This window comes from Paenalcaligenes sp. Me52 (assembly GCF_050487965.1).
GTDB lineage: Bacteria > Pseudomonadota > Gammaproteobacteria > Burkholderiales > Burkholderiaceae_B > Paenalcaligenes.
Genome location: NZ_JBKQFO010000004.1, coordinates 18,259 through 32,608, shown reverse-complemented (window position 1 = coordinate 32,608; position 14,350 = coordinate 18,259). Strand labels below are relative to the sequence as shown.

Genomic DNA, 14,350 nt, shown 5'->3' with positions numbered 1-14,350 from the left:
TGCTGTCTTTAGCCAACTCAGCGCCTGGAACATCCACGTTCCATGTTTTACCGTCGGCGTTAACAGTCGTCGTGTAGTCTTTACCGTTGACAGTCACAGTGACGGTGTCACCGGCTTTAACGTCTTTGCCCACAGTACCGGACAGCGTGATGTCTTTCTCAGACTCAGCTTTGTTGATGACATCATCACCAGCAATCGTGTCGATGGTGATAGAAGCTTCTGGCAAGTCAGTATCTACACCGTAGCCACGGTCCGCTTCTGCACTGGCTGGGTTACCAGCGGCGTCTTCCGTTTCTACCTTAGCGTGAACGTTGCTGTCTTTAGCTAGCTCAGCACCCGGAACATCCACGTCCCATGTTTTGCCATCAGTGTTAACTGTCGTCGTGTAGTCTTTGCCGTTAACCGTTACAGTGACGGTGTCACCCGCTTTGACATCTTTACCAACGGTACCAGACAGCGTGACGTCTTTCTCGGACTCTGCCTTATTGATCACATCGTCGCCTGCGATCGTATCAATCGTGATCGATGCTTCTGGCAAATCAGTATCTACACCGTAACCGCGGTCAGCTTCAGCACTGGCTGGGTTACCAGCGGAGTCTTTGGTTTCAACCTTAGCGTGTACGTTACTGTCTTTCGCCAACTCAGTGCCTGGAACATCCACGTTCCATGTTTTGCCACCAGTATTAACAGTCGTTGTGTAGTCTTTGCCGTTCACAGTCACAGTAACTGTGTCGCCAGCTTTGACATCTTTACCGACGGTACCAGTAATAGTCACATCAGATTCAGACTCAGCTTTGTTGATGACATCGTCACCCGCAATGGTGTCAATGGTGATGGAAGCCTCTGGCAGGTCAGTGTCTACACCGTAACCACGGTCAGCTTCAGCGCTCGCTGGGTTACCAGCAGCATCTTCCGTTTCCACTTTGGCATGAACGTTGCTGTCTTTTGCCAGCTCAGCGCCCGGAACATCTACGTTCCAAGTTTTACCATCGGCGTTAACAGTCGTTGTGTAGTCTTTACCGTTCACGGTCACAGTAACGGTATCACCCGCTTTAACGTCTTTGCCCACAGTACCGGACAGCGTGATGTCTTTCTCAGACTCAGCTTTGTTGATGACATCATCACCAGCAATCGTGTCGATGGTGATAGAAGCTTCTGGCAAGTCAGTATCTACACCGTAGCCACGGTCCGCTTCTGCACTGGCTGGGTTACCAGCGGCGTCTTCCGTTTCTACCTTAGCGTGAACGTTGCTGTCTTTAGCTAGCTCAGCACCCGGAACATCCACGTCCCATGTTTTGCCATCAGTGTTAACTGTCGTCGTGTAGTCTTTGCCGTTCACCGTTACGGTGACAGTGTCACCGGCTTTGACGTCTTTACCAACGGTACCAGTGATGGTCACGTCGGATTCAGACTCAGCTTTGTTGATCACATCATCACCTGCGATCGTATCGATCGTGATCGATGCCTCTGGCAAGCCAGTGTCTACACCGTAACCACGGTCAGCCTCAGCCGATGCAGGATTACCAGCAGCGTCTTCGGTTTCGACCTTGGCGTGCACGTTGCTGTCTTTGGCCAACTCAGCACCCGGAACATCTACGTTCCAAGTTTTGCCATCTGCATTCACGGTCGTCGTGTAGTCTTTACCGTTCACGGTTACGGTGACAGTGTCACCCGCTTTGACGTCCTTACCGACTGTACCGCGGATGGTCACATCAGATTCAGACTCGGCTTTGTTGATGACATCATCATCCGCAATCGTGTCGATCGTAATAGCCGCTTCAGGCAAGTCAGTGTCTACACCATATGGACGCTCAGCCTCTGCCGATGCGGAGTTACCAGCCGCGTCTTTAGTCTCAACCTTGGCTTCTACTTTGGCGTTGCCCAACAGATCTTTACCGGGAACGTTCACACCCCACGTTTTACCGTCCGCATTAACCGTTGTCGTGTAGGTTTTGTTGCCAATCGCGATCGTGACGGTATCACCCGCTTTAACGTCTTTGCCCACAGTACCAGACAGTGTGACGTCTTTCTCAGACTCAGCTTTGTTGATGACATCATCGCCAGCGATCATGTCGATGGTGATGGATGCCTCAGGTGGCAAGGTATCTACAGTAGTGGTGTCGTGACCGCCCAAACCTGGTACGCCGGCTTCGTTGGTGTAGCTGCCATCAGGCACGCTGACCATGATGTCGCCTTCGTAGTTGTCTGGCACGATTAGGTCTGCCACCCATTTTGTAGGGTCTGTTGGATCTGGTCGCAGGTTTTCAATGCGGCCACCATTAGAGACTTTCACATCAGACGAATTAAAACCTACCGGCACTTCGCTAAATTTGAAGGTCACGGTGCCATCATTGTTGATGGTGACTTTTAATGTAGGAGTCGTTGCTACTGGCTCATCGGTATCCGCTTCACCATCACGCCCATAGCCACCCATGCGAGGCAGTACATCAGCTGGCGTCACTGGTTTTGGATAGGCCAATGCCAATGGTGTGGTGCTTTCTACAATACTCATCAGGCGAGTGAAGCTGCTACCACCCGCGCCATCACCGCCACCGCTCGTTACTGCAGCGGTTGGATCTAACTGTTCAAATGGATCCTCACCCGCTTGCAACGCAGCCAATACGCGTGCAGCTTCAGGATCTAACTGTGCAGGGATAGTTTGACCGCTGGGGTCTACATCGCCATTCACTAGGTCATCAGTCACTTGAAACTGACGGTTTTCACCCACCATCAAAGGCGGCATGCCGTCTGCTTGCAACTGCACACTTGCACCACTGTCTGTAACCACTTCGGCATTTGCTGGAACACGCATTCCAGCACGCAACGCCAGCAATGAGCCATCTGCTTGGCGAACCCAAGCATTACCAGAAACATTGTTTACTACAACCGTATCAATAGCCATTTGCTATGCTCCGTAAGGGTTACGCCAAGTGGTGAGTGGGGAAAGCGGCGTCAAATAAACCCACAGTATTTTTATTGATTCTACGAAGTACGAAACGCGCTGAGTATTGTCGTCGACGACAGGTACTTATTAAAATTTGTGACAAACACCACATTTATTTTAAAAAATAACAGTTATCACTTTTCACGAATAACCAAGACTGCTCTGGCTTATAACAAGTTTCAGGTATATGCCCACACAAATGCGAATAGGAAAAACTCCTATTTGTTACATGAAAAAAGCCTAGGGCCACTTTCGTGGCCCTAGGCTTCATAGCTAGCTACTTACTGCAAAAAGAGAGCTTAGATTCCTTTGTCTTTCAACGAATCAGCTACTGCTTTCAACAGTTCAGCGTCAGTGGATTCGATAATCAGCTCACCTTTGCCATCAGCGCCCTTGAAGGCAATCTTATCGGCTGCAGATTTACTGTCATCTTTAACCCATCCGTCACCCAGAGTGATCTTGTCGCCATGATCGGCTCTGATAGTCAGCACGTTACGGCTATCTGTCATATCCAGAACATCTTTCACACTCAGGTTCTCGATAGAGTGATCAAAACCTTCGCGTGTTAAGTCAAAAGTTTCAATGTTCTTGAACAAGTTCTCAGGTTGACCGGTTTCGCCATACTGGCCGAAGTCGATGTCTTCACCAAAACGCAGCCAAACGGTATCGTCACCAGCGCCACCATCCAACAATGTTTTGCCGTCGAACAACAAGTTGTCGCTGTCAGCTGTCGCTTTCTGAGAGCTCAGGTTTATATCAAACTCACCTGTTACTCGGTCAGAAACGCTATCGCCGTCTTGTGTCCATGCTTCGATCGTCACTTTACCGTTTTGATCTACAGCACTACCAGATTGAACTAGACCAAGATTCAGCACTTGTTCTTGGGTCAAACCAGACAACACGTAACTACCGTCTTCACCACGTTCGATCTGATCTTCGGACAACAATACCCACTTGCCATCAGCATCCATGGTGTAGAACGCAGCGTGCTCACCCAGACCATCCAACTTCAACGACACAGTTTCTTGTGAGGAGTCTTGGGCCAGCACATTGCCGTCCTTGTCTTTCACAGTTGCATCGGCACGGTCGTGCATGGTCAAGTTCAGGTTCAATTTCACAATAGAACCCTCAGCACCAAATGCTGCTGCCGCTTCCAAAGAAGCAATGCCGTCAGCAACTGGAGCCACCACCAGATCAAACTTGGCTGAGCTTTCGTTTTGGTCTTTGTCTTTCAGTGATTTCTCACCGGACAAGACGGTCAATTCCAGATCAGTCAATGTGCCACTCCAATGTTTTGGAGGCAGGATAGAGATCTCGGGCACTTTGCCATTCACAGTTGGAATAGTCCACATACCGTCAGCATTAGTTGCCAATACTGCCTTACCGCTTGCGTCGGTGTAGTACACCAAGAAGTCATTTGGCAAGTTATCCAGACGTACGCTGTGTACCTCTTCGTCAGCATCCAACAAGCCTTTACCTGTGATATCCAGGGTAATTGCACCTTTAGGCGCATCGTTAGCAACTTCTTTACCGTTCACGATAAAGTTACCGCCTTCGACTTCCTGTTTACCTACGGTCACTTCGTAGCCGTTGTTAACGATCTCTATAGTCTCTTTACCGGAGCCTGTAGAGTCTACCCACTGCTCTGTACCGTCCGCTGCTGTGGCACCTTGTTCTTTGGTCTGCACAGTAACGTCAAGACTGATTTCTTTGCCGCCTTTCAATGGCGCATCAGGCGTGAATACCAGGTCGAACTCCAAGCTTTCGCCTTGAGACAAACCGGCTTTCTGGTCATCAGTCAATGGCAGGATCCAGTTGCCATCTTGGTCTTTGGACAGCACTTCACCATTGAACGTGAAGGTACCATCTACGTCTGCTTTCAGCAGTACGGTGTCACCCACCAAGATGAACGAATCCACCACGTTAGTCACGGTAATGGTCACGCCCAAGTCTTTACCTTCTTGCGGACCACTTTCTTTACCTTCATCAACGGTATAGAAATCTACAGACACAGCCGCTTTATCGGTTTGAGGAGCGACAGGAATATCATCCATTTGCACCTCACCAGAACCTTGTTTGCCGCTAGGCAGAACAACGTTAACGGTTGCATCGATAGAGAAGTCACCGCCTTTCTGGCTGTTGAAGTCCTGAGGAGGAGTCACCACGATCTGACCCAACAGGTCATTCAAGTCTTGCGGCGTACCGGTGGACTTGATGATCCATACTTCGTTGCCATCACCGTCTACGGATGCACGGAAGATTTCCACGCCGGCAGGAACCTCGAACTCGGTACCTACTGGTGTAGTCAGTACGATGCTGTAGTCCGCTGTAGGCTGGCCTGCAGGCAAGCCCAACTCAACGTTCAACAACTCGCCTAACTTAAATGGTGTGTCTTCAGTCGCTTCGAAGTTAGGGTTACGCGTGACGTCCAGATCAATGATCTCTACGCCTGGGCCGCCTGTACCTTCTACAGTGACTTTGCCACCAACAGAAGCAGACTCAGTGTTATGTGCACCTTTGTCTTGGCTAATACCTGTCACGGTCAACGGCTGGTCTTTAACACCAACCACATCGCCTTTCACGTCGAAAATTACATTGACGTTCAGTTTGCCATCGGCACCAAAGCTTGGACGCTCGTCGTTAGACAAAGTCACAACCCATTTACCTGGGCCAACCAATGTCGCACTACCGATTACCTGACCACCGATCTCAATGCCATTCACGACAACGCCATCAGGCACACCGTTAATCACAAACTGAGTCAGTTGCTCACTACCATCAGTGTCATCCTGCTTAGTCAGCGTGACCCCAACTTTGGTTTCGCCGTTGTTGCTCAATACCAAGCTGTTATCAGGATCAGCAGCAGTCCACTCGCCTGACAGTTTGTCAGTCACAGGAGTCACCGTAATGGCGTATTCGCCATCAGACTGCACAGGTTTGGATGTCAATTTGCCATCGTTACTGTGGTCAATCACGTCAAACTTGATGTTCAGTTTGAAGGAGCCGCCATCGTTGTGCGCAAAGTTAGCACCTGCTTCTGCAGTAACTTTACCCAACAGATCCTGAGGGATCTTGTAGTACGACTTACCATCAATAACTTCTACATCCAAGCCGCTGTCGGCAATAGGTTTACCGTCGATGAACAACTGCAAACCGCCTTCTTGTGCGAACTGCGCCAACTGAGCCATATCCAAGTAAACAGCGGAGACTTCTTCGTTGTCATCGCCGTTAGCTGGAATTTGCAGCGTAAAGTCTAGGTTGCCACGTGTGTCTTCATCAAAGGTAGCGCCACCATTTAGGGAAGGGTTAGCTTCCGGTGTTGGTGTCACCACAATTGCGCCATCAAACGGTTTAGTGATGGAGGTGGAGTGACCATCTTTCTCAGTAGCAATTGCTGTTAACAAACCAGGCAAGTTACCACTGAAGTGTTCAGGTGTATGGATTTTCACGTTTTGCAGCTGTTCTGCTGTGAATGTCCACACACGTTGCTCACCCTCACCACCGGAGAAGGTCGCGCCCTCTACCCAGAAGCCATCAGGCAAACCGGAGATCTTGAAGCTCAGCGTTTCGGAACCATCGGTGTCAGCCAACTCTGCTGTCACGAAGTCTTTTAGAGCAATCGCACCAGGAGTAGCCGAACCGTGGCCATCCAACGCACCTTCTTCGTAGGTAGTTGGTTTCAGTACCAAGGTGGGCATATCTGCAACGCCTTTGACGTCTACAGACAAGGTCTTCCCAGCACTCCACTCAGACTTGCTTTCGTAACCGCCCCACTTGTCTTCAGTTTGTGCCTGTACTTTCAGGTCGAACTTACCGCTCGCATCTTTAGGAGGCGTGAATACCAATGGTTTGGAGCTGTCGAAGTTGTTAATCGTCGCAACACCGTTCACGATAGTCACTGGTTGACCGTTGTAAGTCAGTGTAGAACCGTCAGGCAAATCAGCGATCTTGACGTTAAACGTCTCGCTTGGGTCTTTGCTGGTTGGGTTGATGAACAATGGAATACCACTGTCCTCGTTACCATGCGCTGGGTTTACGCCAATGCTCTGGATACCGTCAGCGACTGGTTTCACCACGATGCCATTCAGCCACTCTTGACCAGAAACAGCGACATCATACCCGCCGTCGTTATCCTCGTCGTAGTCTACTGTTTGTGCTTGGAAACCAATTTTGAACTCACCAGATACATCTTCTGGCGCTCTAAATTGCAGCGTACCTAGGTATTCCACAGGGATTGCTACGGGATGCTCTCCGTCATAAACCACTTCAACCCAAGTATTGCCACCATCAGTAGAGTAACGGAAGGTAGCGCCCGCAGCTGTTTCGCCATCTGCACCATTTACCAGTACAGGTGTGAACAAACCGTAGGTGTCTTCTGAACCACCCACTTCTTTACCGTCTTCGTTGCTCCACTCTGTACCCAAACGAATGCCACCCTGGTTCAAATCGAACCATGCGTCTTCGTTCACAGCAATGTTGCTGCTGTAACCTTCGCCAGCTCCGTGGCCAGAAGCCATAGTCAAGTCTCTACCCTGATTGCCATCAGAATCTTTACCAATTTCTTCAGCAACTGGCGTTACTTTGATGTGTACTGGCAGGTCTTTAGTGACGGTGCTGTCTTTCTCAACACCATTCACAACGTTGGTGTCTTTGGAAGTCACTTGCAATGTGATGTTGGCATCTTTGCTGCTGTGAGCAGGTGGCAATACGGTGTAACCACCCCAACCTTCTGCATCTACTACATCTTTGGGAACCTCAAAACTGAAGGTGTCGCCATTTTTGGTCAATGCCACTTCATTGCCATTGGCATCTTTAACGATCCAACCAGCAGGAATACCGTTCACCGTAATAGCAGTGATGTGCTCGCCATGACCAGCAGGAGCATCGCTGTTGTCGTCAGTGACTTTCAAACCAGCCATAAATGCAACGGCTGTGTCTTCTTTAGTAGTCACATCAGGCGCCCATACGTCACCCGCTTCTGGGTTCACGAACAGGGTCAGGTCGATGCTGCTTTCTTCGCGTGCGCCCTTAGCATCAGTCGCGTCTGGATCGCGATCCTGAGCCACAAAAGTGACCGTCGCTTTCACATCGCCACTGAAGTCTTTAGGCAATTTCACGTGCATATCAGGCACTTTATCTGGCGATGTGCTCAGGCCATTTGCAGGCACCTTGATCATGCCATTAGCATCGGCTTTGTACGTTGTACCACCGCTAACAATGACAGAACCCTCAGGCAAACCAGTCACTTCAAACCAGCGCTCTTCACTGCCATCAAAGTCACCCTTGCCATTACCATCACCTGAACGACCATCTTCGTAGTTCTCTGGGAACGATACTTTCAAGTAGTCTTTGAGATTCAATGGGCGGTCTTCAGTGACTTCCATCGTCAAGGCTTTGCCGGGAGGAGTGGAGTCATTACCGATTTCCAATTTGATTGGATCTGTAACGGCCTGTACCTCTACTTTCACATCAGCATGTGTTGTAGCGCCCGGGACATTTGGCAATGGTTTGCCATTGTCGTCAACCTCGTAGCTGGTGACTTCTGTACGTACAGTGAAGTTGGCACCAGTTTCTGCAGGCGGCTGAACCTGCATGCTTTCGAATTGCTCGCTGGTGATCTTCAAGTAAGAAGGATCATCCAAGCCAGAAATGTGTGAACCATCGGTCAACACCACTTTCAGAATGCCTGCATCGCCACCAATGTTAGTTTCTTTGCCACTAGGATCGGTAACGATTGCACCATCTTTAGTCATGGTGATCGTAGTACCGTCGCTTAATTTCAGCACGGAACCCAACGGCAAATCACGCAAGGTGATCGCGCCCAGTAACTCTGGGTTATCGCCTGCACCGGCACCGTTATGATCGACGTCATCAGTCACTTTAGGTGCTTTCAGCCCTAACGCTACCCACTCGTCTTCATTTACTTTCACGGCAGGTTTTTCTGCTGTGTACTCAGGTGCATCAGCAACTGGATTAATTGTGAAGGTCAGTTTGCCCTCAGCAGTCAAGCCTGTTTCTTTGCCATTGTTAGGCTCTTGCACCACGTAAGTGATAGGAGGCACTTCACCTGAGTAATTTGGCTTAGGTGTGAACTCGTAGCTACCGTCTTTGTTAATAACGAAAGTACCTACTTCTTTACCATCAACGGTAACAGGTACAGCTTTGCCCACATCACCGTCAGTGTAGGTTTTACCGCCTACAGTGAAGCTGATAACGGTAAGCTCACCACCCTCTGGGTTCTCAGAACCATCCAGTACGTTGCCCACTTTGGAATTGTGGTTTACGCCCTCTTTAGGATCTTCGTCAAAGTTCACAGTCTGATCTTTAACGGTAGGAGCATCGTTGGTACCGTTGATCACCACAGTGATGGTTTCTTTGTTCCACGCACCTTCAGGATCACGTACCAGCACTTCAAATTTCTCTTCGTGCTTGTCACCCAGACCCAATGCTTGTGTCGCTTTGGAGTCGTTATCCAGCTTGTACGTCCACAGACCTGTTTCGCTGTTCAAGGTCAATGTACCGTATTCGGTTTTGATGGTTTGCGTTGTACCTTCCAACACACTGCCGTCTTTCTGCAAGTGCCAGGTCAACTGCTCTGTATGGCCGCTATCAACGTCCGTACCCACCAACACACCACTCACACTAGACTCACCTGCTACAGGTTTGCCATCTTGGTCGTGACCAGCCTCAATGACCTCACCGCCCAATACGGATTTGTCAGAGATTTCTGGACGGTCGTTAGTACCCTGTACATTGATAGTCAATGTAGAAGAGCTGCTAGCCTTGCCATCGCTGGCTGTGTAGTTGAAAACTTCTTTAACTTTGTCAGAAGAAGTCAGGCTCTGTGTGGCTTTACGTGTGTTATCCAGCGTGTAGGTGTACGTGCCGTCAGCGTGAATCACCAACGTACCGTAGATACCATCTACAGTAATGGAGCCATCGCTGCCTTTAGTGCCCTCTTTGCCATCTAAGGAAGCACCGACAATGGTCAGTGTGTCGTTAGCGTCAACGTCAGTCACGTGATCTTTAATCAGATCGCCAGTAGCTGTCTGTGTGCCTTTGAACTCAGCGTTTGGATCTTTGCTACCATCCGCTTTCACACCACTTTCAACCACATCACCAACTGCTGCAGTTGTCTCAGGCGCATCGTTCGTACCGTTGATCGTTACAGTGATGGTTTTCTTGTCTGTACCGCCGTTGCCGTCATCCACTGTGACTTCAATCGTTTCGGTCAGTGTTTCGCCTTCACCCAACGCCTGTACTTTAGGATCGTCGTTGTTCAGCTCGTAAGTCCATTTACCGTTTTGGTCGATAGTGAACTTACCATGGTTACCTGCAGACTCAGTCGTGCCTTTTGTACCGTCAAAGTACCACTCGTGGGTGTCTTTCAGATCCACGTCTTCTTTGGTCAACTGGCCACCTGTAGTCAGTGGACCGTCTTCTGTTACGGCTCCTTCCACTACACCACTCATGATTGGCGCATCGTTTGTTCCAACAATGGTCACCACGATTTCTTGAGTGATTGAACCACCTTTGCCATCAGAGATGGTCACGGTGTATTTCTGCTCCAGCGTTTCGCCTGCTGCCAAGTGGTCTACATCAGCATCGTTAACGGTGTAGGTCCAGGTCAGCTCTTTAGTCACTGGGTCGATTGGGCCCAAAGTCAGCTCACCCAAGAAGTCTTGACCAGCTTCTGGATTTTCAGAGACAGTCGCTGTGTGCGTATCGTTCGCATCGGTATCAGTGAACTTGATCTTGCCACCTGTGGTCAGATCATCAATGTTCTCACCTGGCTGTTTGTCACCAATCTCAACTACACGACCGCTATCGTCAGTACCAGAAGCGTCAATCACTGGCGCATCGTTCGTACCGTTGATAGTTACAGTGATGGTTTTCTTATCTGTACCGCCGTTGCCGTCATCCACTGTGACTTCAATCGTCTCGGTCAGTGTTTCGCCTTCACCCAACGCCTGTACTTTAGGATCGTCGTTGTTCAGCTCGTAAGTCCATTTACCGTTTTGGTCGATAGTGAACTTACCATGGTTACCAGCAGACTCTGTCGTGCCTTTTGTACCGTCAAAGTACCACTCGTGGGTGTCTTTCAGATCCACGTCTTCTTTGGTCAACTGGCCACCTGTAGTCAGTGAACCGTCTTCTGTTACGGCACCTTCCACTACACCACTCATGATTGGCGCATCGTTGGTACCAACAATGGTCACCACGATTTCTTGAGTGATTGAACCACCTTTGCCATCAGAGATGGTCACGGTGTATTTCTGCTCCAGCGTTTCGCCCGCTGCTAAGTGATCCACATCAGCGTCATTAACGGTGTAGGTCCAAGTCAGCTCTTTAGTCACTGGGTCGATTGGGCCCAGAGTCAGCTCACCCAAGAAGTCTTGACCAGCTTCGGGGTTCTCGGAGACAGTCGCTGTGTGCGTATCGTTAGCATCAGTGTCAGTGAACGTGATCTTGCCACTTGTGGTCAGATCGTCAATGTTCTCACCTGGCTGCTTGTCACCAATCTCTACTACACGACCGCTATCATCAGTACCAGAAGCGTCAATCACTGGCGCATCGTTCGTACCGTTGATCGTTACAGTGATGGTTTTCTTATCTGTACCGCCGTTGCCGTCATCCACTGTGACTTCAATCGTTTCGGTCAGTGTCTCACCTTCGCCCAACGCCTGTACTTTAGGATCGTCGTTGTTCAGCTCGTAAGTCCATTTACCGTTTTGGTCGATAGTGAACTTACCATGGTTACCTGCAGACTCAGTCGTGCCTTTTGTACCGTCAAAGTACCACTCGTGGGTGTCTTTCAGATCCACGTCTTCTTTGGTCAACTGGCCACCTGTAGTCAGTGAACCGTCTTCTGTTACGGCTCCTTCCACTACACCACTCATAATTGGCGCATCGTTGGTACCAACGATGGTCACCACGATTTCTTGAGTGATTGAACCACCTTTGCCATCAGAGATGGTCACTGTGTATTTCTGCTCCAGCGTTTCGCCCGCTGCCAAGTGATCCACATCAGCGTCATTAACGGTGTAGGTCCAAGTCAGCTCTTTAGTCACTGGGTCGATTGGGCCCAGAGTCAGCTCACCCAAGAAGTCTTGACCAGCTTCTGGGTTCTCAGAGACAGTCGCTGTGTGCGTATCGTTAGCATCAGTGTCAGTGAACGTGATCTTGCCACTTGCGGTCAGATCGTCAATGTTCTCACCTGGCTGCTTGTCACCAATCTCTACTACACGACCGCTATCGTCAGTACCAGAAGCGTCAATCACTGGCGCATCGTTCGTACCAACAATGGTCACTACGATTTCTTGAGTCGCAAAACCACCTTTGCCATCAGCGATGGTCACAGTGTATTTCTGCACCAGTGTTTCGCCTGCAGCCAAATAGTCTATGTCTGCATCGTTAACAGTGAATGACCACGTCAACTCTTTAGTTGCAGGGTCGATTGGCCCCAATGTCAGTTCGCCCAAGAAGTCTTGACCAGCTTCTGGGTTGTCTGTCAGCGTTGCAGTATGACTATCTGTCACGTCTACATCGGTAAACGCAATCTTGCCACCTGTAGTCAGGTCAGCGACATTTTCACCGGGCTCGTTGTCACCGATTTCTGTCACAGTACCAGTTGCCTCGGTATTGCTTGCATCGATAACAGGTGCGTCGTTAGTACCAACAATGGTGATCACAATTTCTTGTGTCGTAACACCACCTTTACCATCCGAAATAGTCACGGTGTATTTCTGCACCAGTGTTTCGCCAGCAGCCAAGTGGTCTACGTCTGCATCATTAACCTTGAATTCCCACGCCAGCTCTTTTGTAGCGGGGTCAATGGCGCCTAGCGTTAACTCGCCTAGGAAGTCTTGACCAGCCTCTGGATTAGCAGTCAGTGTTGCAGTGTGGCTATCGGATGCGTCTACATCAGTAAACGTGATTTTGCCTTTAGCAATCAGATCAGCTACACCTTCGCCTGGTGCGTTATCTTCAATTTCAACTACAGTACCTTCACCATCGGTACCAGCACCGCTAATCACGGGTGCATCGTTAGTACCAGTAATCGTGATGACCAGTTTGGCTTTATCGGTACCGCCCTCACCATCGCTGATGGTGTATTCGAACTCAACCGTTGTGGTTTCGCCTTCGGCCAAGTAATCAAAATCAGTACCAGGAGTAAAGGTGTAGCTACCGTCTGGTTTTACAACCAGCGTGCCGCCGTTGCTACCAGGAATAGGTGTACCCGGAGCGACGCTCAGACCATCAGCGTTTTCGATACCGGTAACAACCAGATCATCGCCATCAGGGTCAACGTCATTGCTCAACAGGCCTTTATCTTTAGGCACTTCCAGTACGGTATTTTCTTCTGTTGTACCGTGGTCATCTGCCGCTTCTGGAGGAGGGTTCAGCGCTGTCCATGTGAATGGCAAATCTACGCTGCCACCGTAAGGATCTTTGGCTGTTACCACAACGGTGTACACGCCCCCTTGGCCACCTTGGCTAGCGCTACGATCCAAGGTACCTGAAATTACGCCGGTGTTAGGATCAATTGTCAGCCCTGGAGGCAAACCTGTAGCAGTAAAGGTTAGTGGGTGACCATCTGGGTCGGAAAAGTACTGACCAACATTTAAATCAACAACAGTTTCACTATCATTGTTAACTTGCTTCAACTCCAAGTCAGCAGGCAATGTGTATTCGGGGTCGTTATTGCGACCGTAGCCAGCCAAGCGTGGCAGCTCTTCTTCTGGGCGAATTGGTTTGGGGTAAGCCAATGCCAAAGGTGTTGTAGGCTCGATAATGCTGGCCAAGCGTGTAAAGCTGCTACCACCATCATCACCGCCAGCGCCACTGTTCACAGCAGCAGTAGGATCCAACTGTTCAAATGGATCCTCACCTGCTTGCAATGCCGCCAATACGCGGGCTGCTGCAGGGTCCATTTGGGCAGGAACTGTTTGTGCACTTGGGTCAACATCATTGTTGGCCATGTCATCGCTTACTTGCAACTGACGATTTTCACCTAAAGTGATAGGCTCCATGCCATCACCCTGCAGTTGAACAGAGGCACCGCTATCTGTCACAACTTCAGCATTTGCTGGTACACGCATGCCTTCACGCAGCTGCAACAGTGAACCATCTGCTTGGCGAACCCAAGCATTTCCAGCAACTTTTCCTACAAGAACTGTATCCATAGACCTTCCCGCTATGCTTGCAATGAATATGCGAGGTGGATTCCCTCGCATACCTAAAATCAGTGATAGTAATAACCCCAATATACGGAGCACTGCAGCGGCTGGGTATTGTCGTCAACGACAGGTTCGAGTTCAGTTATCATTTATTGACATTGCATTGTCATCAATGCCTTGCGCTCACCCGTCGAGTTCTGGACACCATTTATCTTTTTGCAGTCTT

2 protein-coding genes are annotated in these 14,350 nt (G+C 49.7%); both read right to left on the bottom strand.

Going from position 1 to position 14,350, the window contains the following annotated elements; translation table 11 throughout:
* Nucleotides 1-2,902, bottom strand: a 2,902-nt coding sequence (locus ACLO87_RS16500) for a retention module-containing protein (protein WP_430224307.1), incomplete at its 3' end; no start/stop codon positions are given.
* 341 nt (nucleotides 2,903-3,243) lie between these two features.
* The gene (locus ACLO87_RS16495) at nucleotides 3,244-14,130 is read right to left on the bottom strand and encodes a retention module-containing protein (protein WP_430224306.1); all 10,887 of its coding nucleotides are present in this window, start codon (nucleotides 14,128-14,130) and stop codon (nucleotides 3,244-3,246) included.
* Nucleotides 14,131-14,350: the final 220 nt, after the last annotated feature.